The sequence below is a fragment of the Planktothrix sp. PLAVEN19ND genome (assembly GCF_057220675.1).
On record NZ_CM170132.1, the window covers coordinates 3,266,909 to 3,292,683 of the forward strand.

22 protein-coding genes are annotated in these 25,775 nt (G+C 41.4%); 3 read left to right on the forward strand and 19 right to left on the reverse strand.

Going from position 1 to position 25,775, the window contains the following annotated elements; translation table 11 throughout:
* The first annotated feature begins 12 nt into the window (after nucleotides 1-12).
* Nucleotides 13-960 (forward strand): NAD(P)H-dependent glycerol-3-phosphate dehydrogenase, encoded by a 948-nt coding sequence (locus AC2D3N_RS14465; RefSeq protein WP_079681367.1) that lies wholly within the window; start codon nucleotides 13-15, stop codon nucleotides 958-960.
* Between the two features lie 269 nt (nucleotides 961-1,229).
* On the opposite strand, the gene AC2D3N_RS14470 is transcribed toward AC2D3N_RS14465, so the two are convergent.
* The gene (locus tag AC2D3N_RS14470; protein WP_484691267.1) at nucleotides 1,230-2,306 is read right to left on the reverse strand and encodes a DUF3616 domain-containing protein; all 1,077 of its coding nucleotides are present in this window, start codon (nucleotides 2,304-2,306) and stop codon (nucleotides 1,230-1,232) included.
* A 192-nt stretch (nucleotides 2,307-2,498) separates the two neighbouring features.
* Here AC2D3N_RS14470 and AC2D3N_RS14475 point away from each other — a divergent pair, with 192 nt between their 5' ends.
* Nucleotides 2,499-4,154, forward strand: coding sequence for an alpha-amylase family glycosyl hydrolase (locus tag AC2D3N_RS14475; RefSeq protein WP_484691268.1), 1,656 nt, complete (start codon nucleotides 2,499-2,501; stop codon nucleotides 4,152-4,154).
* A 44-nt stretch (nucleotides 4,155-4,198) separates the two neighbouring features.
* Here AC2D3N_RS14475 and AC2D3N_RS14480 read toward each other — a convergent pair whose 3' ends face one another.
* The 8 genes from AC2D3N_RS14480 to AC2D3N_RS14515 all read right to left on the reverse strand — a co-directional run bounded on the left by AC2D3N_RS14480 (nucleotide 4,199) and on the right by AC2D3N_RS14515 (nucleotide 13,105).
* Complete coding sequence (locus AC2D3N_RS14480; protein ID WP_484691269.1) at nucleotides 4,199-5,641, reverse strand: FAD-binding domain-containing protein; 1,443 nt, start codon at nucleotides 5,639-5,641, stop codon at nucleotides 4,199-4,201.
* 317 nt (nucleotides 5,642-5,958) lie between these two features.
* Entirely contained in the window at nucleotides 5,959-6,513 is a 555-nt protein-coding gene (locus AC2D3N_RS14485) for an NUDIX hydrolase (RefSeq protein WP_484691270.1), read from the reverse strand.
* A gap of 31 nt (nucleotides 6,514-6,544) precedes the next feature.
* A complete protein-coding gene (gene folK / locus AC2D3N_RS14490; protein ID WP_079681372.1) occupies nucleotides 6,545-7,027 on the reverse strand; it encodes a 2-amino-4-hydroxy-6-hydroxymethyldihydropteridine diphosphokinase in 483 nt (160 codons plus the stop codon).
* Nucleotides 7,028-7,235: 208 nt separating this feature from the next.
* The gene (locus AC2D3N_RS14495) at nucleotides 7,236-8,669 is read right to left on the reverse strand and encodes a calcium-binding protein (protein ID WP_079681373.1); all 1,434 of its coding nucleotides are present in this window, start codon (nucleotides 8,667-8,669) and stop codon (nucleotides 7,236-7,238) included.
* A 242-nt stretch (nucleotides 8,670-8,911) separates the two neighbouring features.
* Nucleotides 8,912-9,229 carry a hypothetical protein gene (locus AC2D3N_RS14500; protein WP_079681374.1) on the reverse strand — a complete coding sequence of 106 codons (318 nt, stop codon included), beginning with the start codon at nucleotides 9,227-9,229 and terminating at the stop codon, nucleotides 8,912-8,914.
* A 60-nt stretch (nucleotides 9,230-9,289) separates the two neighbouring features.
* The gene (locus tag AC2D3N_RS14505) at nucleotides 9,290-11,137 is read right to left on the reverse strand and encodes a globin domain-containing protein (protein ID WP_484691271.1); all 1,848 of its coding nucleotides are present in this window, start codon (nucleotides 11,135-11,137) and stop codon (nucleotides 9,290-9,292) included.
* Between the two features lie 93 nt (nucleotides 11,138-11,230).
* Nucleotides 11,231-12,169 carry a bestrophin family protein gene (locus AC2D3N_RS14510; protein ID WP_079681376.1) on the reverse strand — a complete coding sequence of 313 codons (939 nt, stop codon included), beginning with the start codon at nucleotides 12,167-12,169 and terminating at the stop codon, nucleotides 11,231-11,233.
* A 48-nt stretch (nucleotides 12,170-12,217) separates the two neighbouring features.
* Entirely contained in the window at nucleotides 12,218-13,105 is an 888-nt protein-coding gene (locus tag AC2D3N_RS14515; protein ID WP_484691272.1) for a LysR family transcriptional regulator, read from the reverse strand.
* Between the two features lie 131 nt (nucleotides 13,106-13,236).
* Between AC2D3N_RS14515 and AC2D3N_RS14520 the strand changes: the two genes are divergently transcribed.
* Nucleotides 13,237-13,731, forward strand: coding sequence for a hypothetical protein (locus AC2D3N_RS14520; RefSeq protein WP_484691273.1), 495 nt, complete (start codon nucleotides 13,237-13,239; stop codon nucleotides 13,729-13,731).
* An 82-nt stretch (nucleotides 13,732-13,813) separates the two neighbouring features.
* Here AC2D3N_RS14520 and AC2D3N_RS14525 read toward each other — a convergent pair whose 3' ends face one another.
* The 10 genes from AC2D3N_RS14525 to AC2D3N_RS14570 all read right to left on the reverse strand — a co-directional run bounded on the left by AC2D3N_RS14525 (nucleotide 13,814) and on the right by AC2D3N_RS14570 (nucleotide 25,769).
* Nucleotides 13,814-15,172, reverse strand: a complete 1,359-nt coding sequence (locus tag AC2D3N_RS14525) for a hypothetical protein (RefSeq protein WP_484691274.1) — start codon at nucleotides 15,170-15,172, stop codon at nucleotides 13,814-13,816.
* Nucleotides 15,173-15,256: 84 nt separating this feature from the next.
* Entirely contained in the window at nucleotides 15,257-15,781 is a 525-nt protein-coding gene (locus AC2D3N_RS14530) for a YqhA family protein (protein WP_079681380.1), read from the reverse strand.
* A gap of 28 nt (nucleotides 15,782-15,809) precedes the next feature.
* A complete protein-coding gene (locus AC2D3N_RS14535; RefSeq protein WP_484691275.1) occupies nucleotides 15,810-16,154 on the reverse strand; it encodes a hypothetical protein in 345 nt (114 codons plus the stop codon).
* A 230-nt stretch (nucleotides 16,155-16,384) separates the two neighbouring features.
* Nucleotides 16,385-17,419 carry a chemotaxis-specific protein-glutamate methyltransferase CheB gene (gene cheB / locus AC2D3N_RS14540; protein WP_484691276.1) on the reverse strand — a complete coding sequence of 345 codons (1,035 nt, stop codon included), beginning with the start codon at nucleotides 17,417-17,419 and terminating at the stop codon, nucleotides 16,385-16,387.
* Nucleotides 17,420-17,486: 67 nt separating this feature from the next.
* Nucleotides 17,487-19,730: a hybrid sensor histidine kinase/response regulator gene (locus AC2D3N_RS14545; protein ID WP_484691277.1), complete on the reverse strand. Its 2,244-nt coding sequence runs from the start codon at nucleotides 19,728-19,730 to the stop codon at nucleotides 17,487-17,489.
* A 2-nt stretch (nucleotides 19,731-19,732) separates the two neighbouring features.
* Entirely contained in the window at nucleotides 19,733-20,473 is a 741-nt protein-coding gene (locus AC2D3N_RS14550) for a chemotaxis protein CheW (protein WP_079681384.1), read from the reverse strand.
* Between the two features lie 17 nt (nucleotides 20,474-20,490).
* Nucleotides 20,491-22,200: a HAMP domain-containing methyl-accepting chemotaxis protein gene (locus AC2D3N_RS14555; RefSeq protein WP_484691278.1), complete on the reverse strand. Its 1,710-nt coding sequence runs from the start codon at nucleotides 22,198-22,200 to the stop codon at nucleotides 20,491-20,493.
* Between the two features lies 1 nt (nucleotide 22,201).
* Nucleotides 22,202-23,608 carry a CheR family methyltransferase gene (locus tag AC2D3N_RS14560; RefSeq protein ID WP_484691279.1) on the reverse strand — a complete coding sequence of 469 codons (1,407 nt, stop codon included), beginning with the start codon at nucleotides 23,606-23,608 and terminating at the stop codon, nucleotides 22,202-22,204.
* Nucleotides 23,609-23,616: 8 nt separating this feature from the next.
* Nucleotides 23,617-25,215 (reverse strand): methyl-accepting chemotaxis protein, encoded by a 1,599-nt coding sequence (locus AC2D3N_RS14565; RefSeq protein ID WP_484691280.1) that lies wholly within the window; start codon nucleotides 25,213-25,215, stop codon nucleotides 23,617-23,619.
* Nucleotides 25,216-25,310: 95 nt separating this feature from the next.
* On the reverse strand, nucleotides 25,311-25,769 hold the full coding sequence (locus AC2D3N_RS14570; protein WP_484691281.1) for a chemotaxis protein CheW: 459 nt from the start codon (nucleotides 25,767-25,769) through the stop codon (nucleotides 25,311-25,313).
* Nucleotides 25,770-25,775 lie beyond the last annotated feature (6 nt).

Genomic DNA, 25,775 nt, shown 5'->3' on the forward strand with positions numbered 1-25,775 from the left:
GATTCTACCATTATGGTTCACGTTCCTGTGTCCGATCACCCCTTAACCTTAGCCATTTTAGGTGCGGGTGCTTGGGGTTCTGCCCTAGCCAAATTAGCCCATTATAATGGTCATACTGTCCAGATATGGTCACGGCATTTGGGCAATTCCTTAGCCGAAAGTATCAACTCCATCGATGTTTTAGTTTCTGCGATTTCGATGACAGGAGTTGCCGCCACTATTGAGCAACTGCAAACCCTAAAATTACCCGATAAAATCCCAATTGTCACCGCCACTAAAGGTTTAGATCCCCATAGTACCCGTACTCCTTCCCAACTTTGGGGAATGGGGTTTTCTGACCATCCAATTGTGGTTTTATCCGGGCCGAATTTATCCGCAGAAATTGAACAGGGTTTGCCCGCGGCTACGGTGGTAGCGAGTGAAGATTTAGAGGCGGCAAAGATTGTACAACGGGTATTTGCTTCTAATCGATTTCGCGTTTATACCAGTTCCGATCCGATGGGAACAGAATTAGGAGGAACCCTAAAAAATGTAATTGCGATCGCGGCGGGGGTTTGCGATGGGTTACAGTTAGGAACCAATGCTAAATCCGCATTATTAACCCGTGCCTTAACCGAAATTATTAGAATTGGAACCCATTTAGGGGGGAAAACAGAAACGTTTTTTGGATTATCTGGTTTAGGGGATATGTTAACCACTTGTAATAGTGCTTTAAGCCGTAATTATCGGGTGGGTTATGGATTAGCAGCAGGCAAAACCTTAGAACAAGTATTAACAGAATTAGGTAGTACAGCCGAAGGCGTAAATACCACTAATGTTTTAATTGAAATTGCCCACCGAGAACGGATTCCTATACCAATTTCCTGGCAGGTTTATCAGCTTTTAAATCATCAAATCACCCCAGAAAAAGCAGTAGAAGCCTTAATGGAAAGGGATTTAAAACCCGAATTCTATGGTTAGAAGATCAGGGGAGAAACCCATGGGGTATCAGACCCAACACTCCACTCAAGAGTCGGGTTTAACCCAACACCGTTTGATTGTTAAAGATTTTTCTGCTAATCTCTATCTATAGATAGAGGCACGATTAGAGGAGATTCCCATATATTGATAAGCGTACTGGGTGCAATCCTTTATTCCCTCTGGTTAGTCTGGTGGAAACGGAGAGTCAAGTCAATCGAGTTATCGGTTGTGACTCTCTATTATTTTTTGGGGGGTTATTTTGTCTGAGTCTAGTGGGACAAATGGAAAATATCTGCAAACACTTCCCATTCAGATAAAATTCGCCTAGGATCGGGTGAATCATACACCACTAATAAACCGGGTTGTCCTAAACTATTAAAAAGTTCTAATCCCTCTGCTTTATCCCCATCCACATCAGCAGGGATATCGAATAAAATCTCTAACTGATCAGAATTAACATCAGTAATCGTATTACCAGATTGAGTCAAAGCATTTTTCCAACGATAGACTTTCGAGGTTCCTGATAAATCCATGGTCGGCCCAGCTAAAATAATTAAATTTTCCCCCTGTAAACATAAATCTCGAATTCCTAAACCCTTTAATTCAAAAAAGTGCTTTCGATAAAGTTTTCCCTTTTCTCCGATTTCTTTGAGGGTTAAAACCCCAGGTTTTTTTTCTTCAACTTCTAATTCTAAAATAATCGCAAATCCGCGTAAAACAGGCCCCCGTAGTCCTAAGAAAATTTTGTTTTTATCAACCGCTAATCCTTCGATATCCAATCCATTTTCCTTGGAGGGGAGAGATGTTGATATAAATAAACCTAAATGTTCATCGGTTTTTAAAGCCTCCATCAGTTGATTGCCATTTTCAGTTGTTTGCAGAACAGCGGCTTTGAAGGTTTGACTGCTCAACTCAGGAGATGAAAAAGACTGAACCAACTCTCCATTTTTAATCGGGATACGGGCTAAAAGATAACGATTCTGTTCTGCTTTAATTTGGCTCAAACGCTCAATATCTAAACCAGAATCTTTGCCATTTGGTTTTTTGCGTTTGAGACTATGGGAACCGACCAACCAAAGATAGGAATTATCATAATCTAAGCCTTCAATATCAATTTCTTCGCCTTGATTCTTTAAGGGAATAAAATTTCCTAATTCAAAATGTTGATGCTGACCAAAAACCGAGGGTTCAAGGGGAGAAAATCGCTCAACTCCTGTGCCTTCATCGGCCCCTAACCATAAATTTCCATCGGGTGTTAACGCCACCGCAGATAAGTTATTTAATAGCAGATTCTGGGCCGTATCAAAACGTAAAAGTAGACGACTGAGTAAAAAACCTTCTGACATTAGTTTATCCCTGAATTAATTATTAGATTAATTTCTAGTTTACTCAATTAGATCAATCTTGACTAGGGTTGAGCTTGAAGACTCATATCAAAATATGAATAACTCAGAAATTATGTCTCATTCTTTTGATAGATGATTTATGAAATACTTTTCTATACAATTAGGGACACACATAACTTTATCAATAAAAAAATGTCTAATTTAATTGAATTTTCTCTTTTCGCTCCTTATAACAAAGAAGCCACTTTAATCGGAAACTTTTCTAAATGGAAAGATATTCCGATGCAAAAGGATGACGAGGGTTATTTTCGGACTCAAGTTGAGTTAGAAGATGAAATCTATCAATACAAATTTCGAGTCCGTTCAAAAAGTTGGTTTTTAGAACCTGACGAGTGGATAGAAGTTGTTGACCCCTACGCCACTGATATTGATGATGAGACTCAAAACGGCATCATTAGGATTAAAGACGGGGAAAAAATTGTTGATACTTATGTTTGGAAAAATGATGACAAACCCTTACCCCCGGATCATAAATTAGTGATTTATGAAATGCACGTCGGGGATTTTTCGGGGGGAGAAGATGACATCTATTCCCGGGGTAAATATCAGCACGTTATGGAAAAGTTAGATTATTTGTGTGAATTGGGGATAAATGCGATTGAATTAATGCCCGTCAAAGAACATCCAGGGGATCATAGTTGGGGATATAATCCTCGCTATTTCTTCGCATCCGAGTCCAGTTACGGCACAACCGAACAATTAAAAAAACTCATTGATGAATGTCACGGGCGAGGAATTCGAGTATTAATTGATGGGGTTTATAACCATTCCGAAGCCTCCTGTCCTTTAACTCAAATTGATCATGATTATTGGTATCACCATAGCCAGCAAGATACGGAATTTAACTGGGGGCCAGAATTTAATTATGAACAGTATGATGAACAATTAGGCACTTATCCAGCCCGCAAATTTATCGGTGACACGATCAGATTTTGGGTAAAAGAATATCACATTGATGGGATTCGTTATGATGCAGCCAAGCAAATTGGCAACTATGATTTTATGAGTTGGGTGGTGAACGAAGCTAAACAGGAAGCTGGGGTAAAACCCTTTTATAATGTGGCTGAATATGTGCCGGAAAGCCCCAGTATTACCAACAGTGATGGGCCGATGGATGGCTGTTGGCATGATAGTTTTTATCATATTCTCACGGATCATTTATGTGGCGATACCTTTGATTTAGAACAACTCAAAGATATTTTAGATGGTAAACGTCAAGGGTTTATGGGGCCGAATAATATTGTGAATTATTTGGGCAACCATGATCATAATCGCTTAATTGTGGAATTAGGAAATCGCGGAATTTTTGATGATGAAGTCTTTAAACGGGTGAAATTAGGGGTGGCATTATTAATTACAGCCGTAGGTATTCCGATGATTTGGATGGGGGAAGAATTTGGAGAGTATAAACCCAAAACCATTGAATCTGCGAAACTGGATTGGAAACTCTTGAAAAACGACAGTAATCAGAGTTTATTTCAACATTATAAAGGCTTGATTTTTCTGCGGGAAACTAATCATGCTTTATATAGTGGCAATATTGATTTTTTCCATGAAGATCCTGATAATAAAGTTTTAGCTTATACCCGATGGAATGATCAAGGTTCTCGGATCGTAGTGGTGGTGAATTTCTCTGACAATTATTTTGCGGGTTATCAAGTTTCTCACTTCCCAGCTAATGGGACTTGGCATGAGTGGACAAGTAATTATGATATTCAATCGGGAGATGATAATATTCTGATTGATTTACCTGAATATGAAGCTAAAGTTTTTGTTTGGAAAGGGTAATGATCTGCCCATACCCTCTCTTACCCATTAATAGTCTATAGCGCCTAACTCGGCTCAATTTTTTGGGCTTGATAGAGTTGTTTAAACAGACGTTGCTGTTGATTATGATCGACAATAGGTTCGGGATAACCGCAGGATTTGCGATCGCTAGTTGATATTTTTCCAGTCACTAATAATTCTGGATCTAAACTTCTTAATTCTGGCAACCATTGGCGAATATATTCGGCTTCTGAATCGAATTTTTGGGCTTGACTGGCGGGGTTAAAAATTCTTAACGGTTTAGTATCCATACCACTGGATGCACTCCATTGCCATCCCCCATTATTAGCGGCTAAATCGCCATCTATGAGGGTTTGCATAAAGTATTTTTCTCCCCATTGCCAATTAATAATTAAATCCTTGGTTAAAAAACTAGCCACAATCATCCGACATCGGTTGTGCATCCAGCCACTTTCATTTAATTGTCGCATGGCGGCATCAACAATTGGATAACCGGTTTTTCCTTGACACCAGGCTTGAAAATGTCGTTCATTATTCTGCCAAGGAAAGGTTTTAAAGGGTTCTCGATATGCCCCTAATTCTAATTCGGGAAAATGATATAAAGCGTGTTGATAAAATTCCCGCCAAGCCAGTTCTTGTTGCCAAGATTGAATTTGCTTTCTTCCTTCATCGCTGCGGCAAGTTTTCATGGCTTCGAGGGTTTTTTCCCAGACTTTTCTAATACTAATTACCCCAAATTTCAAGGCTGCACTCAGTTGAGAAGTGCCATCAGTTGCGGGAAAGTTTCGCTGTTCGTCGTATTCATATAAAGCGCGATCGCAAAATTCCTCTAGGCGTTCTTGGGCGGCTATTTCCCCAGGTTCTAAGATTAAGGAATTTTCCCAAATAAAGCCTAATTTTTGGGCTGAAGGTAAGGGAATAACTCCAATTTTTTCGGCTAATTTCTGTTCAGATTCAGTTAAACCGATTAAGGTGGGAGAGAGGGGAGGTTTAGGTTTAGCTTTGGGTTTAAGATTAAAATTACGCCAAAAGGGAGTATAGACTTTATAGGGTTCTTGAGATTGGGTTGAGATTTGATCAGGAGAATGGAATAACTGATCCCAAGTGGTTTTTGTGATAATTCCCATGGAATTTAATGCTTCTGAAACGAGGCGATCGCGTTCTCTAGCAAAGGGTTCAATATCTAAATTAAAATAAACCACTTTCGCCTTTAATTCCCTGGCTAATTTAGGAATCATTTCTTGAGGTTTTCCCTCTAATATTAATAATTGACTGCCTAGTTTTTGATATTGTTTCTGTAGTGATTCCAAACAACCGATCATATAGTGAACTCGCACTGGAGCAATATCATCTCGGTTTAAAATATTGGGATCTAAGCAAAACAAACCGACCACTTTAGAACTACATTCACAAGCATTGAACAGTCCTAAATTATCATCAATTCTTAGATCTCGTCGATGCCAAAATAAAATTAAATCTTCAGACATAGGATTGGATTTAGCTGTAGAAACTGTGTTTATCAAAAAAATAATTTTACTGTCTATTCTATCACAATATAACCAGTCAAATCAGTTGTATCAATAATTCAAAAACCGTAGGGGGTAGGGGCGAGGTCTCCTCGCCCTCATAGAAGAATCTCGCCCTATTATATTCTGATCCTTTATTGGTATAAAAAACTCAACTCATAAGAGGGTTTGGAGACCAAACCCCTACAACTCATAAGAGGGTTTGGAGACCAAACCCCTACAAATATTATCAGACGGATTTTTAGATCCTCTGTAATTTCCTCTCTTGAAATTACAGATTAAAATTGCAGATAGGGTTTGGCTAAGAGAAAACTAGAAATCGTTTTAGCATCTACTGGTTCTCCATCTAAAATGGCTTGTTCTAGTTCTTTAGGAGTCATTAAAACCGTCTCAATATCTTCATCCTCATCCTGTTGTGGGGGTGTTTCTAATTTTTCTAAATCTTGGGCTAAAAACGCATAAATAATTTCATCACAATAACCCGGGGCTAATATAAATTGTCCTAATTTTTGCCAGCGATGGGCGCGATATCCGGTTTCTTCTTCGATTTCTCGCTTAACAGTTTCGGCGGGATCTTCATTAGGTTCAATTGTTCCGGCGGGAAACTCTAAAGTTCGTCCTGCGACTGCAAACCGATATTGTTTGACTAAGACTAATTCACCCTCTGAAGTCACGGGAATCACTAACGCCCCTCCCGGATGACGAATACATTCCCAGTCCCCTTCTACTCCATTGGGAAGACGTAAAGTATTGACATCAAAACTGAACTTTCGTCCTTGATAAAATAGACGATTTTGTAAAATAGTTGGGGGTTCCGATCCGGGTTTGGTCATAATATTTTAAGGGTAATTAGGATTAAAAAAATTAAAGTTTTTGAATCCCTGAACAATCAACGGTTTCTAAAAGTTGAAAGACAGTTTTTTGTGTCACCGGATCAACCCAATTCGGGGCGATTTCCGCCAGAGGAATTAATACAAACGCCCGTTCTCTCATCCGAGGATGGGGAATTTGTAACGTTGGTGTTTCCCTGATTAAATTATCAAACAAAAGTAAATCTAGGTCAAGGGTTCTTGGCCCCCAAGGTTCTCGTCTTACTCGTCCCAGTTGGCTTTCAATAGCCAATAGTATTTCTAATAGATGCTCCGGTTGTAGTTGAACTTCCAGAATAGCACAACCATTAATATAATCCGGCTGTGGAGGGCCAACAGGAGCAGTTTGATACCAACTCGAACAGGATTTTACTTCGATCTGGGGATGCTGATTTAGGAGATCTAATGCGGTTTTAACTGTTGTTTTAGAGTCTCCCAAATTACTCCCCAATGCGATCGCAACGAGCCTAGATTTCATGGTTTTAGATATAGGAAATCGGGAATGGGGAATTACGAATTACGAATTAATTAACCATTGACAAACTGATTACTGATAATGCAGATAGGGGAATGGGCACTCTTGCAATAGGGAAGAAACAGACCCGGTTATTTGTTGGAAGAAAACTCTTATCCATTGCCCATTCCCTATTCCCCATTGCCCGCCTTTTTTGATAACTGATGACTGATTAACTTCCTCCTGCAAATTGAATCGGACTACCTGGTTGACCAATATTGGCATCAAATTTAAAGTCAGTGATACCATCAAGAATGGCAATCAATTCTGTCTGTTCTCCAGTTAATAAATAGATCGCTGTTCCCTGGGGTAAATTTTCCGGGGCGGCGGCGGCTAAATAATTACCAGGGCCTAAAAGAATCACATCTTCGGTGGGGATAAAATTAAGAATCAGGCCATAATCCACAAGTCCAATAATACTTCCTGCCCCATTAACATAATAGGTTTGAGTTCCATCTCCCAAAGCAAAGGTATCATTACCCACTCCTCCGCTTAAAGTATCAATTTCCACAAATCCAGCCGGTTGAGAATTGGGGTCAACACCAATCAGAACATCATTTCCTTTATCACCACTCACGAAATCATTGCCAGCACCGCCAATCAGGGTATCATCCCCTTGACCTCCATAAAGGCTATCATCACCTTTACCACCATTGACCTGATCATTTTGCTTATCCCCCCGCAGAAAGTCATTCCCTAGACCTCCGACAAGGGAATCTTCCCCCTGACCACCATAGATAAAATCATCATCCTCTGCTCCGAGTATGGTGTCATTATCTTCTCCGCCATAAAGGGTATCGCTACGCAGTCCCCCATTAATGCTATCATCACCTTTATCACCGATAATCAGATCTCGACCATCCTCACCTAAGAGGGTATCATTATTAATTCCCCCATAGAGGGTATCGTTATCCGCCCCTCCATTGAGTAAATCATCCCCTTTATTTCCTTGTAGCAGGTCATTTCCCCCTTCTCCAACCAGGGTATCGTTGTTTTGACCGCCATAGAGAATGTCATTCCCCGCATTCCCATTCAGGGAGTCATCTCCTTGAAATCCTGAAATCAGGTCATCTCCCCCTAAACCAGCGACTAAATCCTGTCTCTCGGTTCCTAATAAGGTATCATTTCCCTCACTTCCCTGAACTAAAGATGTTGTGATTGGGGTGGGAGTAGGAGTGGTCGGGGTGGGAGTTGTCGGGGTTGGGGTTGTTGGAGTTGGGGTTGTTGGTGTTATGGGGCCCGTGGGAGTCGGAGTTGTCGGTGTGGGAGTTGTCGGTGTGGGAGTTGTCGGTGTGGGAGTTGTCGGTGTGGGAGTTGTCGGGGTGGGAGTTGGTGGTGTCGTGGGTGTGGGGGGAGGTGAAGGGGGAAGGGTAGGAATCGGGGGAGTTACGGGGGGCTGAGGTTGAGGAATAACAGGGGTAGGAGGTTCAAGAATATCACCAGTGACGTCCCTACCTTGGGGAATGGGAGAGAGAATTTCGACCTTTGGGTTAAAGCTGATGGCAACTTCAGGTTGATTATAAAAGGAAGGACTAGAGTTTAACAGATTAAATACAATATTTGTGCTATTATTTTCTCGAATACGGTGGGCTTGGAATTCATTCATACAATTAACCTCAGTTCTCGGTTAAGATTAGCTTAATCCTTATATATCTCATAACTTGAACAGCTTGTAAAATTTTTTTTGATCAATTTTTGTTTTTATCGTATTTTTTCAGTATTTTTAACAATCTATGCAACTTTTTTTAAACCGAGTTTTTTAAAAAACTTTCGGTTTATTTTGTTGAGGCGATCGCTGGTTTAATTTTAGCTAAATGCTTTTCTGAATATCATCCAATTGTAGTAATATTACAATTTCAAATTATTTAATTCTTCCAATAAAGTATTAATAAAATCTTGAGTCTGTGTTAGATTCATTTGTCCAAAAGCTTGCCATTCTTCCGGTGTAATTTTATCATTACTTTGAATCACTTCTTGTATCCAATAGGGTAAATCACCTGGGTTACCAATTAATTCATAGCTTTTTTCTAAAGCATTTTGACCTAAATTTTCCCCATTGTATTGAGTCACCAAGCATAATTTTAATAACTTAGCTAAATTACTTTCAGGAGGAATTGAGAGTAAAAAAGCCATTGTTTGAGCCAGGGTATTTTTGTTAAATTCCATGAATTTTTATTCCTTTTTTTACAGGTTTATGCTAAAAGAACTGATCAAATATCATTAGGATTAAGGATGTTTTGATCCGTCAGGCATTATAGCACCTTTGAGATACGCTCCTCGCAAGTCGTACTCACTGATATTCGCACCTCTGAGGTTCGCACCTGTTAAATAAGCATTTTTCAGATCTGCACCACTCAGATTCGCGTTGCTGAGATTTGCCCCACTCAAATTTATATCCCTTAAATCAGCACAAATTAGGTTGGCATAATTCAAATTAGCACTACTCAGATTCGCGTAACTTAGTTTAGCAAAACCCAAGTTAGCATAACTCAAATTAGCCCCCGTCAGGTTGACGCGAGCCAGTAAAGCATTTCCCAGATTAGCATGATTCAGATCAGCATGATTCAGATCGGATTTAGTTAAATTAACTTCGCTTAAATCTGCTTTAGGAAGATTAATTCTGACTAATTTTGCGCTCGGCAAATCTAAATTATTTAAAGCTACTCCATCTTCATTCAAATCTTGTAAAGCAATAATTCTGGCGGGGCTAACAGTGACACCATGAGCCGCATCAATCACACTCCAAGCTTGATATCGAAATTCTTTTTTTCGGTCAGGAATTTCTTTGACATATAGAATAATAGCCACGATAATACTAATCGGTTCAACGTCTGATAAAATTCTTGATAGTACCGAATCATCAGGCGTAAAAATAACTAAGACCACCAACATAAAAGCAATGGTAATGGCTACGACCCAAGTGGGGGATTCCCAGAACCAATCCAGAATTTTTTTAAAAATATATTTGACACTATTTTGAATTGGTTTTAGGGGTTTTAATATTAGTCTAATAACTTGACTTAAATTCCGTTGCTGTGGTGCAGTTTTCTCCCTGCCTTTTCTTCCATATTGGGGTAAGACAGTTTCCCCAGTTGATGGGGGAGAGGGTATAGCTTTGATTTCAGATTTTTCTGATTTTACAACAACATCTACCCCGGCACCTTCTAACATTAATTGAGAGGTTGTTGTGTAAATTTCAAGCCAAGCTTGTGCGACTTCGGGAGTCCAATCTTCTTGCAAATAATCGGCAAAAGTTTGTAATAAAACTTCACCGACAAGGGGATAATATTCTGTAACTATACCATAGCTTTTATGTCTAGCCCCTAAATCTTTGAGGACTGGAATCAGTGCTTCAGGTGTGCGTAAACCTTCGACTAATAGAATTAGAGAGTTAAGTAGTTTTTTCCCTTGCTTATCCATATCGGTTTTTCCAAACAAATGTTGAGTTTCTGGATAAACTTCAAACAGATTTTCATAAAAACTAGAGACAAATTCGACTGCGCGCGGCTTAATTTTCTCAAAGCTCGTTTCAACGAGTTCTATTTGTGCAGTTGTCGATAATTGCGGGGTTGTTTCTTTAGCTGAGGAAACGGATACTTGAGGCGGTGATGGAGGTTTTTCTATCTCTGGCTGTGGGCTTAACTGAGAAATGTCTACCACGGCACCTTCTAACATTAATTGAGAGGTTGTTGTGTAAATCTCAAGCCAAGCTTGTGCGACTTCGGGAGTCCAATCTTCTTGCAAATAATCGGCAAAAGTTTGTAATAAAACTTCACCGACAAGGGGATAATATTCTGTAACTATGCCATAGCTTTTATGTCTAGCCCCTAAATCTTTGAGGACTGGAATCAGTGCTTCAGGTGTGCGTAAACCTTCGACTAATAGAATTAGAGAGTTAAGTAGTTTTTTCCCTTGTTTATCCATATCTGTTTTTCCAAATAAACGTTGAGTTTCTGGATAAGCTGCAAACAGATTTTCATAAAAACTAGAGACAAATTCGACTGCCCTGGGCTTAATTTTTTCAAAGCTCGTTTCAACGAGTTCAATGGGTAAATTTGAATAAGATGATTTCATGTTCATGATTAGGATTATCCTTATTCGATTTGATGACTCCTTTCTGCTAAATGCTTGGAAAATAAAAACCTTGGTTTCAGTTAAGCAATTGCTTTAAATTAGTTGACTATTTGATTCCAAAATCCCACGATTTTTAGGTGTAGAAATATCAAAATCTACCCATTCTGTTTCGATTTCAGCTTGTAGTTGTTGGCAAAATCGATCTAAAGGTAAGTCATTGCGATCATAACCGAAAGGATTTTCAATTTCTACACCAATGTCTTCTATTCCTAATAAAGCAAAACTAATAATTCCCACAACCGGAATCGTAAACCAATCTAGTTCTTTTACAAGTTGAAAAGGTAAAGCAAAACAATATAACAATAATAAATGTTTGAGATGAATAGAATAAGGTCTAGGAAGGGGGGTGTTTAAAATTCGTTCACAACCACTCAATAGCATGATTATTTGGTCTAAAGAGCGATTGAGTTCAATAAAAAATCTATAGGGAATGACTTTTTTGTCATAATAAAGCTGGCGAAAATATTCGGCAAACCAATTAATAATTCTCAGGGGGACATTGTTGGCTTTTTGAAGTTCTAAATAATCTTCTGGACTCATTAATAATGCTATACTATCATCGATACTTTCATCTCTCAAATGCAATTTAATAGCGATTATTAATATACTCACTAATCTAATATGGGCTATTTTTTTTTCTAAGTCTTCAGTATGATTCGTGGGAACAATTGTCCAAATATTCCGACACAAAATTCGACCGGCATTAATCAAGTCATACCAAAGTTTACACCCTTCCCAAAATCTGTCATAAGCTGTATTGGTTCTAAAAACTAATAATAGTCCCAGAACGATTCCAGGAATTAAAGTGGAGAGAATCGGTTGATTTACAGCATATCCTTGGTGATAGGCAATGGTGATCAGTAAAGCAAAGATCATCGTCGCTATTACTCGTCGCCAAATAGCCAGAATAACCGAGTTTCTTAAATCAATTGCTAAGTCTAACCAAGTTGAGTTTTTAATTAATTTGATCATGAAGTTTGATTAATATTCAGAAGATAAGTAGACCATAATTATATACAACTATTCAACATAATTCAACAGAATTGTTAAAAATTTATCTAAATATTTAGCGGGTGTTTCTTTCCTCCAGACCGCAGTTGAGCGGGAGTAGTATAGGGGATGGTTGAGCTTTACAAATACCGTTTGAGGATGGGGCAATGCTTCTGCCTCGCTCGGCATAATTGCGACCCCTTGCCCTGTGGCAACCAAAGCAATCATTGAGGCATGACTATCAGCAAATAGATGTAAATTGGGGACGAAGCCAGCGCAACGGCAAACATCGTGAATCCGATCATTTCGCCCTGGAAACGTTTCTTCAGACATCCCAATAAATTTTTCCGATGCAAGTTCAGCTAGATTAATTGAGGATTGATCTGCAAGCCGATGTTTATTGGGTAGCAGCGCAACAATAGGCACTTTCTTAATACATTTGACCATAAATTCTTCTTCTAAATTATCGGGTGGATTGCCCATAAAGGCAATATTAATTCCGCCATCTCGCAACGCTTTAACTTGCTCACTTGGCGACATCTCCCGAAAACTTACAGCAACTTGAGGATAGGCAAGTCCAAAGTTCTGTAGGGTTTGACCTAGAAAACTCTGGAGGATAGTTGGGATATAGCCAATCACTAAAGGTTGATCTTGCTTGGCGTAATGAGCCTTGATGGTTTGCACAGAGACATAACTACGATTCAAAATATCTTTAGCTTGTTCGAGAAAAAATTTCCCGGCTTCTGTGAGTTTTAATCCATCCGATTGTCTTAAAAAAAGCATAACGCTCAGTTCCTTTTCCAGATCTTTGATTTGGCGGCTTAACGCAGGTTGTGAGATATACAACCGGACAGCAGCACGGCTGAAGTTAAGATCTTCTGCAACAGCAACAAAATATTTAAGATGACGTAATTCCATGAACACCCCAAAAAAAATCCGTATGTTTTATAATTATAGCTCTATGCTTTTTAAGCATATACATCTCAAAAAAAATCCAATACAAGCATGGTAGATTACTTACATTCCTGATTTTTAGATAACTCAAATTCATGTTTAAAGTATTCAAAGAGTTTTGTTTGACAATTGTTTTAGCGGGTTTTCTACTATTCACAACTGGAACATTTTCTGTGTCAGCACAAAATGTTGATATTCAGATCAAAGATGTTCCTCCTCAAGTTTTGCTTTCCGCTAAACGGGTACTTCCTGATGCCAAATGGACAATTGCTAACTGGGATTTGGGTGATAATGGCTTACCCGTCATTGAAATTGAAGGCACTCTAAACGGGAAGAAAGTTGAGGTTGATGTTTATACTGATGGTGGTATTGAAGAAGTAGAACGTGATATTTCTGAAAGTGAAGTTCCTTCTGTGGTAATGACAGCACTGAAGAAATATGTACCTACATTTCAAATTGCTGCGGTCAATAAATCTGAAACCAGTGGTGTTGTTGATCGTTATGAATTCCGTGATTCTAATGGTCTGTCTGTTAAGATTGGAGAATTCGGTCAGCGAGTTTTGATCACATCAGAAGATGCTGGTCGGTAACAATTAGATACTAACAATATTTTCCTACCCACCTCAGTTAGTGGGCGGGAAAATTTAAGTTTTACCGGATCTAAATTTGTCCTTACTCTTGCATCCCGGCATAGAGTAATCGAGCAAATAATCGGGCTCCATCATCTTTTTTGAGTTCAGAATATTCGGGATGTTTACGAAAACCCACCGACCTCAAATCCGATAATAATTCCGGGTGAAATTGACAAGTAAAGGAGCGCCGAATCAACTTACTTTCAAAATCTTTATAGTTGATACAGGTAGCAGAACATTCGGTGACGATTTCATCTTCATGGGCTGTTGAACACAGAATTTCTATGGCATAGGGCATTTGCATCAGCCAAGATAGGGGACTTCCTGCGAGAATATGACGATGGGAAATAATTGTATCGTGCAGTAATCGATAGGCCCAATTTGCAAATAGAATTGCTTCTTCATTCACTTCATCTGAATGAAACATGGCAATATTTAGTTCGTGTTCATATTCGATAGAAGTATCAATCACCCCTTCAAATTCATCGGCGGTTACTTCATGGGCGGTAATTAATTCTTGGGGAATTCCTGAACTTTCACTATCAGGAGATTCATAATGATGTAACTGGCGATCGCCCACTTCTTTAAATTCGTTTGGCCCCACAGCAAATTCAGGATCATGCCAGTTTTGAGCCACGATATTACCATTCTTTTTCTGAACAGAAAGAGAATTCCCAATCCTTTCAATTTCTTGACAAACATTTTGCAAGGCTTTGAGGGTTTTTCCTGATGAATCGTTCTCTAATTGGTTTAAATTAAGTACCTGCTGCACCGCCTTTTGAATCAGATTAATGTGTCCTTGGGCAGCTAATTGATGTCCTAAACAAATAAAAATTGCAGGCGCACTGGTTGGTGTTCGAGATAACAGTAACTTTTCCACAAATAAATGCAAATCTGCGAGAGAAGATTGGCTCCCTGCAAAGGTAGAAGCATCGCGTACCGATGGATCTCCTCCTTCCACAACAACAGCTAACCCGGAAGAAATTACCGGAATAATTGTTTCAGGATCGAGTAATCCTGATGACCATAAAGGAAACAAAATTGAGTCACAGTCTGCAATAGTTTGAGCAATATAAGCAACATTAAGGGAGGCTCTAACGTGTTCCCCTAATGGATTATACCCAACGTGTTCCCAAGGTTCAATAATCGCGATCGCATTCCGAAAAAGCCGAGGGTGCTGCATCAGAAATTCAAAATCCGACTGACAGTTAATTACCTTTTCTAAAGGTTTGCCCTTTCCCCACTCAAAGGCTTCATTTTCCGTGAGCAGAGACTTATTCGGTAAGGGGGTTGCTGAATGACGATTTGCGATAAAATATCCTAGCAAAATGTGTACAGATTCAAAATCAGAGCAACCTTCGTTTAAATATCCGGGTTTGAGTCGCCAATCTAAAGTCATAATTTTCCTGAGTTGTTGGGTATCTATTTTAATCGGAATGATCTACTGTAAAGAAACAATCCTTAAGTTCCAGAATCGTCCTTACTAATGATGGTTTGAACTCGATTTCATCAAGTAGGCACTAGTGGCAATCAGCAAGATTGATATAGCCAGAAGCAGGATATCTAGGGAGGTTTTAACTTCTAACTCGATTAATCGCTTGAAAAATCCTACAACCATGACCATGACGATCACTTTCAGAATTTTATCTTTGAGTTGATCTAGGGAAGTAATTGTTAGAAGTTGAACCTCTGTTTCTTCTTGTCTTCCTACATCAATTTTAGAGATAAATAGCTCATAAATTCCGTAAGCAAACAAGATCATCACAATACCAATCAAGTAAATATCTATTCCCCCGATAATACCTGTCATGATCTCAGGGAGCATTTTTTCTGGATCTTCATTGATATGTAGAAGGAGTCGTAAACTTCCTAAAATCTCGATACTTCCCAAGATAAACAATATGAACACACTCAGGATACTAAAGACAACTGGAACCAGTGTGATAAATCGGAGTAACCAAAGACATTGTTCTACAAAATTCTCTAAACTTTTAAAAAATCTATTCATACGACATAATCAAAATTACTATCGCCCTTTACTTTTGAATCTTTAAACGCAATTGATTTAACTCATCAATGGTGTTTACAATTTGAATTTTCCATTGACTATCGCTATTTTTCTCAATCAACGACTCAACGATCGCGTCTAAAGAAGCGAGTAACCAGTTTTCTTCTCTTTCATCTCCATCATCGAGTTCCATAAAACCAAAGAAATAGTCTTGATTTCGGGCTATCAAATTACGCCAGACCTCTGATGGAGGAACAGACCAGTCAATTTGCCAAACCTGTTTTAGCATTCTAATAAAAAACTGTTCTTCTTGACTGCGATGGGCTTCCTTTGACAGATTCTCTACGGCATCAATTAATTTTTTCTTGTTCATAATAGAGGGGAGTATTCTTAGGTGATATCAGAATCAAATCTATCTTTATAGAATACCATGTGATCGCCCTTTAAATCTTTACTAATTATTAATTTTATTTGACCCCAATCTTAACTTTTATATCGGTTAAATTGGCAAGGTAAAATTAAGTAGAAATACCGAATTTTATTGAAAAATTTTAGAACAGAAAAAAAGGTTGACTAGAGGAATATTATCGAATAAACTTTAGCCTAACTACCATGATTGATTCGCTGAATTAAAGTATTAGCGATCGCTTCGGGAGGCAAAACTTCAACGGCTGCATTTAACTGAACTGCTGCTTTAGGCATTCCATAGACAATCGAACTCTTTTCATCCTGAGCGATCGTATGCCATCCAGTCTCACGCAAAACCCTGAGTCCATCAGCACCATCTTGTCCCATCCCCGTCAGTAATACAGCAATTTCTTTATGATGCCAGTGTTGGGCAAGGCTCTTAAAAAAAACATCCACTGAGGGTCGATAGGGATAGTTAATAGGTTCTTTTGTGTAATATAATGTGAGATCAGAACGAATACTCAGATGATCGTTAGTCCCGGCAATATGGACAATACCTTTTTCTAAGCGATCGCCAATATTAGCTAATCGCACCGTTAGAGGGGTTTGTTGATTCAGCCAATCTACCAGACCCGCAGAAAACTGCTGATCGACGTGCTGCACAATGGCAATTGCCGCACCAAAATTAGCTGGAAGTCGGGAGAGAATCGTGGCTAAAGCTTTTGGCCCACCCGTTGAGGAGCCAATGGTCACAAGCCGAGGAAGTAGGGTAGAGGGTTTAGAGAATGAAGTCAGTTTTGAAGTTTGGAGTGCAGGCGTTGAGAGGGTTGATGATTTGCCCATCAGCTTACTGAGAGTAACAATTTTTGCCAGTAAGGGTTGGTGAGAACTTGAGCTTCCTTGAGTTCCTAAAATTGGAGTGTCCACCGCATCACGGGCACCATATCCCATCGCCTCAAACACTTTTCCGGCATTGTTTCCCACACTTGCCGTCACGATCAAGATGGCGCAGGGACTCTGTTGCATAATCTGCCGAGTCGCTTCCACACCGTCCATAATCGGCATAAACAAATCCATCAAAATCAAGTCAGGAGTATCTTTTGCACAACGGTCAACGGCTTCTTGACCATCTCGTGCAATCCATACAACTTGGTAATTGGGAACAGTTAAAACCACTCGTTTGAGTGCTTCTACTGCCATAGCCGTATCATTAACAATCGCAATTTTCATAAGAAGGAATAGGGAATTACGAATTACGAATTACGAATTACGAATTACGAATGGGGAATTTAGTAACCTATCTTCCAATCAGATCAATGATGGCATTGATTAATGTATCATCGTGAAAGCTGCTTTTGGTCAGATAATAATTTGCCCCAGCTTCCATGCCTTGAATGCGGTCATCCTCCCGATCCCGATAGGACACAATAATTACAGGAATAACGTGAAACTTAGGATGTTGTTTAATTTGCTTCACTAATTCAATTCCGTTCATCCGAGGCATATCAATATCGCTAACAATCAAATCATAAGAATTGCTGCGAATTGCTGTCCAAGCATCCATACCATTCACAGCAACATCAACATCATAACCTTGATTTTGTAACAATTTCCGAGTCATTTCTCGCACCGTAATCGAATCATCTACCACTAAAATTCGTTTATGGTCGTCGCCCTTTTTAGCTTTAGCTTTGACTTTATTAACATCAACAGGTCTTAATTGACCACTGTTGAGCATATTGTCAATTGATCGGACTAAATCAGAAACATCTAAAATCAAAACCGGGGAGCCATCATCCATCAAAGCAGAAGCACTAATATCCCGAACCTTACCCAAACGGGGGTCAAGGGGACGCACCACCAAATCTCGCTCACCGAGAAACTCATCTACAAAAAGACCATAAGCGTTAGATTGGTCACTAATTACAACGACGCAAAGGGCATCAGAATCAGGGAGTGTTTCGGGCAAATCTAAAATATCGTGGGCAGCAATTAACCCAATATTTTGACCATCCTTCGTAAAATATTGGCGACCTTCAACAACATAAATCTCAGACTTGTCGAGTTTAACAATTCGATCCACCCGTGCCAAGGGAAAGGCATAAGGTTCATCAGAAATAGTAACAATCAGCGTCCTCACCACCGAGAGTGTCAGGGGAAGCTGAAAGTGAAAACTGGTTCCATTTCCCAATTGAGATACAGCACGGATAGTGCCGCCCACCTCTTGCACCATGCTCTTAGCAATATCTAATCCCACCCCTCGCCCGGAAATTTCCGTCACTTGGTCAGTAGTCGAAAATCCAGAGAGAAATAGAAATTCAATGATTTCAGCTTCCGTCAGTTGCGCCGCCGTTTCCGATGAAGCTAAATTGCGATCGACAATATGTTGACGAATAAAATTAGGATCAATGCCTTTACCATCATCAGAAACACTGATCGCCAGCATTCCACCGCGATGAAACGCTTCTAGGCGAATTGTCCCCTCAACTGGCTTTCCTGATGCCTCACGAGCTTCTGGGGGTTCAATCCCATGATCAACAGCATTGCGGATCATGTGCGTCAGGGGAGCTTCTAGTTTTTTGAGAATATCTCGATCAACCAGGGTAGACTGACCGACAATCTGGAACTTCACCTGTTTCTCTAATCGTCGGGAGAGGTCACGAACCATGCGCGGAAGTCCCTGTACACCATCCACAAAGGGACGCATATGGGAAGCAATCACTTCTCGGTAAAGGCGATCGCTCAAGTTAGTGGTGCGACGGGCATAGAGTTCCAGTTCACCCAAACGATCGGTGAGAATTTCCCGGCATTCTTGGGCTTTCTGTCGAGCCGTATCCACAACTTGTTGATTTTCGGGACTAATCGCAGTGTTCGCTAAGGCAGTATGGAGGGTTTCCAGAAGTCGGGAAAGCTCTAATTGGCGGTATCTGAGTACCGTAAAGGAATCGGCAAAGGGTTGTAACCAATTGGCCTCAACCAGAGATTCACCCGCAAGCCCCATAATTCGATTCAAATTCTCGGCGCTCACCCGCACAACCCGATCATTGGGGATAGTGATTGCTTCTAAAGCGACATTTTCTTGACGAGGAGTTGGAGTAATCTCCGAACTCTGCTCAACGTTGACTAAGGATGATCGAGCGTTGAAATCTAGAGGTAGCAATGCTCTAATTGCAGCACAGCAAGCCTCAAACTCTCCAATGTTTTCAGTTAGCCAAGAGAGCATATCGGTTTCGGGGACTTGACTGATGGCTTGAAATAGGTCAACGGCCTGCAATAAGACATCAATTTGTTCTGGGCCCAAGATAATAATCTTGTTCTGTGCGGCTACAAAACAATCTTCCATACAGTGAGCCAAGTTAATCACCGCATCCAGAGAAATAATCCGAGCCGCACCTTTAATGGAATGGGCGACTCGCATTAAGGCTTGCAAGATTTCCTCCGACTGGGAATTGGTTTCCAAGATCAGGAGTCCCTGAGTCAAGATCGCAACCTGCGTCTGAGCTTCTTGGCGAAATAGCTCGATCATCGAATCATCACTCATGATTAAAAAACCTTATGACTTAGGGTGTAGAACAAGAGTTCGGAGTCCAAAAAGTTGATCTTCTTGCCTTGCCAGGTCACGACTCCTTTGGTGTAAGCTTCCGATGCCTTGGAAATGACAACGGGAGCGTCTTTAAACTCATTAATATGGAAGCGATAGGTTCCATGAACTTCATCTACCGGAAAAACCCACTTATTCTCATTTTTCCCCGCTACAATCATCCGTTGAGGATTAATCGGATTCGAGAAATCTACGGATTCGGTGACGGGTTCTAAGCCCAGCAAGTCTCTGATCGAAATACAGAGCAGGGTTTCGCCGCGAATATTGATCAATCCCAAAAACACCGAGTTTCTACGGTGAGGGACGGTATGAATGGTGTAGAGAGGAGTGACTTCTTGGAGGATATTAACGGGTAATGCTAATCGTTCGTTACCCAGACGAAAAATGATTACCGAAAGGGTGTCTGTCGCCCGAACCAACGTACCTTCCCCCACTTCGGTTTGCTGGGTGGAAGATTCTGATAAGATATCCGTCCATTCTTGGAGATATTCGGGTGGAGCCTCGCGCTCTAATAAGCTGCGTCCAGCGGCCGAGTAAACCTTGCAATTTCGGCAGTGGATCACGGTCTTGAGTTCGTCACAGGAGCGATCGCCCATCACCCCAATTTTATTCCAACAATCATTGAGAGTTGGAGGGTCAGAAGTGGCGGGTATGATAGATACCGTATCAATATAGCTTTCCATGAGTTAATTCCTTATTTTTATGCTATTACTTTGAATCGTGAAATCTCTGTTTTTAAGCTATGACTGGCTTCATCAAGCTGTTCTAAGGCATGACTGGTTTCTCGTAACGAGTCGGCCGTCTGTTGAGAGGCTTGGCTGAGATGTTCCATTGCTTCACTAATTTGCTGCGCTCCTTGAGATTGTTCATCAACGCTCTGACTCACCTGCTCAAAGCGGGGTGTTAATCCCTGTACCTGTTGAATTACTTCGGCTACTTGGTCGCTAATGCGGTCTACGTCTTCGACGCTGTTAACGACGGATTTTGTAAACTTATCCATCTCAGCCACACCAATAGACACGGCTAATTGCATCTCCTTAATCATCTGCTCAATTTCTAAAGTGGCAACGGCGGTACGATCAGCTAATCGCCGGATCTCCCTAGCTACAACCGCAAAACCTGCCCCATATTCTCCGGCTCTCTCCGCTTCCAATGCGGCGTTCAGGGACAGTAAGTTAGTTTGATCGGCTACAACTGTAATCGTTGTCACCACCTGGCTGATATTGTTAGCCCGTTGGTGCATAACTTCGAGCTTAGAAGAAATTACCTTAGTCCCTTCTAACAACTGGCGCATGACAGAATCAATGTGATGCAGATTGTCTTTACTGTTACCTGCGGCTATGGTTGTCTGTTCTGCCATGACAGCCACCTGTTCCATGGTTTTCACCAATTGCTTTGAGGTCGTGGCAATTTGATGGGCTGTTGCTGAGACTTCATTGGTTGAAGCCACCTGTTCTGCCACGGTTGCTTCTAGGTTTTTGCCAGAAGCCGTAATTAGGTCGGTAGAACTGGTGATTTGATTTCCTGAGCGTTGAATGCGATTAACCAGGGCATTCAAGTCTTTATTCATGGTATAAAAAACATTCTGTAATTGCCCGACTTCATCTTGTTGCTCCGCTAGGGAAATTTCACTGGTTAAGTCTCCCGATGAAATCCGGTGAGCAATATCAACGACCCCAGCAATCTTTGCTCCAAGGGGTTTAGCGATGGTATTACTAAAGAAAATTCCAAATAAAATAGCCGTTCCTGGCCCAATGATAATGGCGACAAAAGCCCAAAATCCGACTTGAGAAACATCTTGTTCTGAGATTTTTTCGGTTTGGGATGCTAAGTCTTCATTAATTTTTAACAATGTCAATAGCAGATTGGTGACTGCTTGGGAGGGTTGACGGTTTGCCTCAACTTGGTTCTCCAGAGCTTTTAATCCAGAGTCTACGGGCTGAAATTCTCCGGTAAAATTATTCAATACATTGACAGTTCCCTGACTCTCGAACCGAAGATTAAGTCTCAAAAACTGATCATGGGCTTTCTTCCATACATCCCACTGATTCAAAAATTCTTGATAGACTTTCTTTTCTTCCGCGCTCGACTTCGGAGCCGCTTCGTATTGATGAAATCCCTCTTGAATTTGCTTCCAAGCATTATCCATACGACCGATTTCATCTTGTCGCCCTTCTTTGGTCAAATTGATATCCAGCAAACCCCTTTCTGATGATTGAATTTGGGTTTTTCCTTCATTAATTTTCCACAGCCCAGAAATACTAGGAACATTATTCTTGGCTAAGGTATTAATGTGCTTACTCAAGCGAGAACTGCCACTCAGACCGACCAAGGCGACTATCAGCACCAGAAGCCCCATAAAGATGAAAGCGACGATCAGGCGAGCCTGCATGGATTGATTTTTGAACATATTAGGTTTCCCCTTCTAAACGTCTGTTCTGAAACCGTGATCCCAGGGCTGAAATTCGCTGCTGAATGAGGTTTGCTCCAACTGGATCGCCTTGATTTTCTTTCAACAATGCTAGGTGAACTAAGGCGGGGTAGGAATTGGGATCGAGATAAATAGCCCGTTGAAAGCACTGTTCTGCTTGCCTATTTTGTTGGTTAGCCTGATAGAGTTCCCCTAAAAGCACATAAGCATCCGCACTGGTGGGATGATCACTCAAATAGCTCTGACAAAGGGTCATTGCCTCTACAAGTCGCCCTTCATCCGCCAGTTGTCTCACGGCTTGTAAATTAATAGAGGGTTGACTGTTGACTGTTGACTGTTGACGGCTTTGCACTGAGCTTGTCGAAGTGTTGACGGTTGACTGTTCAAAGTCAGCGAGCGAGGACGCTCGCACTCCTTCCCCTCTCTTCTCCTCTCCCCCTGCTCCCCCTGCTCCCCCTGCCTCCCCTGCTCCCCCTGCTCCCCCTGCTCCCCCTGCTCCCCCTGCTCCCCCTGCTCCCCTTGCTCCCCCTGCTCCCCCTGCTCCCCCTGCTCCCCCTGCTCCCCTTGCTCCCCTTGCTCCCCCTGCCTCCCCTGCTCCCTCTTGCTTGCGATAGGCAAAGGTGAAGGGCTGACGGATGGATTTATAGGGTTCTGCGACAATTTTTCCCGTTTCAGACGCTCCCACAAACAGTAATCCTCCGGGTATCAGCAAGCGATCCAGGGCTGCTAATACCTGTTCGCCAGCTTCGGATTTCAGATAGATTAATAAGTTACGACAGAAGATAATGTTGTATTGCTTTTGAGTCAGAGCCAAAGCTCTCATCACATTCCCCTGCTGAAAATTAACCAACTTACGAATAGATTCGGAGAGTTCATAACCCTGCTCCGTTTGCTGGAAGTAGTGCGATCGCGGTTTCCAGTCCTCGCCCCGAAAGGAATTTTTAGTGTAGACTCCCTGCCTTGCTTTGGCCAGTGATCGATGGCTAATATCGATGGCATCGATCTGGAACTGTTTGGGATGCAGACCCGCTTCGAGTAAAGCGATCGCTATGGAGTAAGGTTCTTCCCCTGTAGAGGATGGCACACTCAGCACTTGCAGAATATTCCGGTTGAGCGAGGGTCGCCATTCTGAGGTGATGTATGTTTTGAGGTAATCAAAGGGTTTACCATCTCGGAAAAACCAAGTCTCTGGAACAATCAGAATTTCGATTAGTTCTTCTAATTCGGTCGCGGAGGTTTGTAACTTTGCCCAATAGCTCTCCAGATCCGGTAATTTACATCTGACTCGACGAGTCTCGGCAGATCTGGCAATCTGGTTAGGGCTGGCGATATCGGGATCTAAGCCAATGGTTTGGCTCAACAATTTGGCGATCTTCTGTAGTACCATATTTAACCCTAGGCCGTTTTAAACTTAGCAATTTCTTTTCGCAATCCATTTGCTGCCTCGTCAAGCCGATCTACGGCACTGTTTGTCTCTCGTAAAGAGTCTACGGTCTGCTGGGAGGCTTGACTAAGTTGTCCCATCGCTTCACTAATCTGTTGTGCTCCTTGGGATTGTTCCTCAATGCTCTGACTCACACGCTCAAAGCGGGGGGTTAAGCCTTGCACCTGTTCAATGACTTGAGTGACGCGATCGCTAATTTTGCTCACATCGGCAACGCTATCAACCACTGATTTACTAAATTTATCCATTTCCATCACACCCGTAGAAACGGCGGACTGCATCTCTTTAATCATCTGAGCAATTTCTAAGGTGGCGACGGCGGTTTGATCAGCCAGTCGGCGAATTTCCCGTGCTACAACAGCAAACCCGGCCCCATATTCCCCGGCTTTTTCAGCTTCGATCGCCGCATTCAACGAAAGCAGGTTCGTCTGGTCAGCCACTTTATTAATAGTCGTCACCACGCTATTAATATTGTTTGCCTTTTCATTCATCACGCCCAGTTTGGTAGTAATACTGTTAGTGGCTCCCGAAAGTTCGCGCATGACCGTTTCCATCCGGTTGAGGTCATTGTGACTGGCTCCGGCGGATGTTGCTGTGGACTGTGCCATCTGTGTCACCTGCTCCATGACTCTGACCAATTCTTTAGAAGTGGCGGCAATCTGTTGGGAGGTAGCACTAACTTCATTGGTAGAAGCTAGTTGCTCGACAACGGTGGCTTCTAATTCTTTTCCGGCGGCGGCAATTTGAGTTGAAGATGTGCTGATCTGAACTCCTGACTTTTGCATCTGGAGAATCAGGGCATTCAGCTTTTTGGACATATAGTGAAACGCGGCCATCAACTTACCAATTTCGGTAGTATCGTTGCTGACCTCAAGGGTTTGTTGTAAATCTCCTTCAGCAATCTGTTCTGCGGCTTTCACTACCTTGGGTAGATCTCGTCGGATGGGCAATGTAATCATAAATGCTGCCACCAGACTTGCCAAAATCGTTACCAGGGTTCCCAAAATGATTAGCAAAGTCTGAAACTGCTTGGCTTTTTGGGCTTGGAGTAAATTATCCTGTAGTCTGGCTTCAAGAATGGTATGGGCGCGATCGCTGGCTTCGGCGAGTCTGGCAATCCGAGGAATTAAAATTTGTTGTTTGGCTTCATTCAGCTTATCGGCATCAACGAGGGGATAAACACCTGCTGCAACGCTATCGTACTCATCACCAATCTGGATCATGGCGTTTATAGCTTCTCGCGTCTGCGGATCGACAATTGTTGTCAATTCCTGCTTGTTCGCCAGCATACTTTCTCGGGCTTTCTCATAAGTCCCACGATAGTAAGGATCTTTAGGATAAAGAGCATATCCGCGGATACTGGCGATAATCCTGGCGACATCGTAAGCATAGGCATCTGTACTGCTGATATGATCACCTGCTTGCTTTGAGTCTAACTGCAATTGGACTAGGTTTCCGATACCGGAAAACAGCATTGAGCCTAGGATAATTAGAAACAGAATCGGCACGGAGAAGCCCAGGATCAGGCGGTTAGTGATATTGTTAAACATGGTATTAGGAATTGGGAATTGGGAATTGGGAATTACGAATTACGAATTACGAATTACGAATTACGAATTACGAATTAATTAGGACTCCTATTTAATTAAGTGTTTTCACCCATGAGCAGGTAAGCGTGTTGTTCATCGCTGAAAAGTTTCTCAAGCTGAAGACATTGAATAATCCGTTTTTCATCAATGATTGTGCCACTTAAATAGGGGGCTTCATCAACTCGAATACTGGAATCTTTAATGTCTGTAGTTGATATATTTAGAGTTTCCGTCACCCGCTCGGCCATCAGACCTAAATATTGCGGTTCTCCTTTTTGATTAGGATATTTAACAATAATAATCCGGGTACTGAGGTGCGATCGCCCGGGAGTTCCTTGGATTAATTGGCACAGGTCAATTACGGGAAGAATTACTCCTCGGTAATTAAATAAACCCGCGACATATTCGGGTACATGATGTACTTTCCTGAAACTAACTCGCGGAATCACCTCAACAATATAGGAACTACTAATCGCAAACAGGTCTTTTCCAGCGTAGAAAAGTAGAATTAGCATTTTTAT

Excerpts from the sequence above, each read along its gene's own strand:
- AC2D3N_RS14520 (WP_484691273.1), top strand. The coding sequence starts at position 13,237 with ATGTTTAAAGTATTCAAAGAGTTTTGTTTGACAATTGTTTTAGCGGGT.
- AC2D3N_RS14530 (WP_079681380.1), bottom strand. The coding sequence starts at position 15,781 with ATGAATAGATTTTTTAAAAGTTTAGAGAATTTTGTAGAACAATGTCTT.
- cheB (WP_484691276.1), bottom strand. The coding sequence starts at position 17,419 with ATGAAAATTGCGATTGTTAATGATACGGCTATGGCAGTAGAAGCACTC.
- AC2D3N_RS14550 (WP_079681384.1), bottom strand. The coding sequence starts at position 20,473 with ATGGAAAGCTATATTGATACGGTATCTATCATACCCGCCACTTCTGAC.
- AC2D3N_RS14485 (WP_484691270.1), bottom strand. The coding sequence starts at position 6,513 with ATGACCAAACCCGGATCGGAACCCCCAACTATTTTACAAAATCGTCTA.
- AC2D3N_RS14470 (WP_484691267.1), bottom strand. The coding sequence starts at position 2,306 with ATGTCAGAAGGTTTTTTACTCAGTCGTCTACTTTTACGTTTTGATACG.
- AC2D3N_RS14510 (WP_079681376.1), bottom strand. The coding sequence starts at position 12,169 with ATGATCAAATTAATTAAAAACTCAACTTGGTTAGACTTAGCAATTGAT.
- folK (WP_079681372.1), bottom strand. The coding sequence starts at position 7,027 with ATGAAATCTAGGCTCGTTGCGATCGCATTGGGGAGTAATTTGGGAGAC.
- AC2D3N_RS14555 (WP_484691278.1), bottom strand. The coding sequence starts at position 22,200 with ATGTTCAAAAATCAATCCATGCAGGCTCGCCTGATCGTCGCTTTCATC.
- AC2D3N_RS14515 (WP_484691272.1), bottom strand. The coding sequence starts at position 13,105 with ATGGAATTACGTCATCTTAAATATTTTGTTGCTGTTGCAGAAGATCTT.
- AC2D3N_RS14570 (WP_484691281.1), bottom strand. The coding sequence starts at position 25,769 with ATGCTAATTCTACTTTTCTACGCTGGAAAAGACCTGTTTGCGATTAGT.
- AC2D3N_RS14475 (WP_484691268.1), top strand. The coding sequence starts at position 2,499 with ATGTCTAATTTAATTGAATTTTCTCTTTTCGCTCCTTATAACAAAGAA.
- AC2D3N_RS14545 (WP_484691277.1), bottom strand. The coding sequence starts at position 19,730 with ATGAGTGATGATTCGATGATCGAGCTATTTCGCCAAGAAGCTCAGACG.
- AC2D3N_RS14535 (WP_484691275.1), bottom strand. The coding sequence starts at position 16,154 with ATGAACAAGAAAAAATTAATTGATGCCGTAGAGAATCTGTCAAAGGAA.
- AC2D3N_RS14480 (WP_484691269.1), bottom strand. The coding sequence starts at position 5,641 with ATGTCTGAAGATTTAATTTTATTTTGGCATCGACGAGATCTAAGAATT.
- AC2D3N_RS14505 (WP_484691271.1), bottom strand. The coding sequence starts at position 11,137 with ATGAAATCATCTTATTCAAATTTACCCATTGAACTCGTTGAAACGAGC.
- AC2D3N_RS14465 (WP_079681367.1), top strand. The coding sequence starts at position 13 with ATGGTTCACGTTCCTGTGTCCGATCACCCCTTAACCTTAGCCATTTTA.
- AC2D3N_RS14565 (WP_484691280.1), bottom strand. The coding sequence starts at position 25,215 with ATGTTTAACAATATCACTAACCGCCTGATCCTGGGCTTCTCCGTGCCG.
- AC2D3N_RS14560 (WP_484691279.1), bottom strand. The coding sequence starts at position 23,608 with ATGGTACTACAGAAGATCGCCAAATTGTTGAGCCAAACCATTGGCTTA.
- AC2D3N_RS14525 (WP_484691274.1), bottom strand. The coding sequence starts at position 15,172 with ATGACTTTAGATTGGCGACTCAAACCCGGATATTTAAACGAAGGTTGC.
- AC2D3N_RS14495 (WP_079681373.1), bottom strand. The coding sequence starts at position 8,669 with ATGAATGAATTCCAAGCCCACCGTATTCGAGAAAATAATAGCACAAAT.
- AC2D3N_RS14500 (WP_079681374.1), bottom strand. The coding sequence starts at position 9,229 with ATGGAATTTAACAAAAATACCCTGGCTCAAACAATGGCTTTTTTACTC.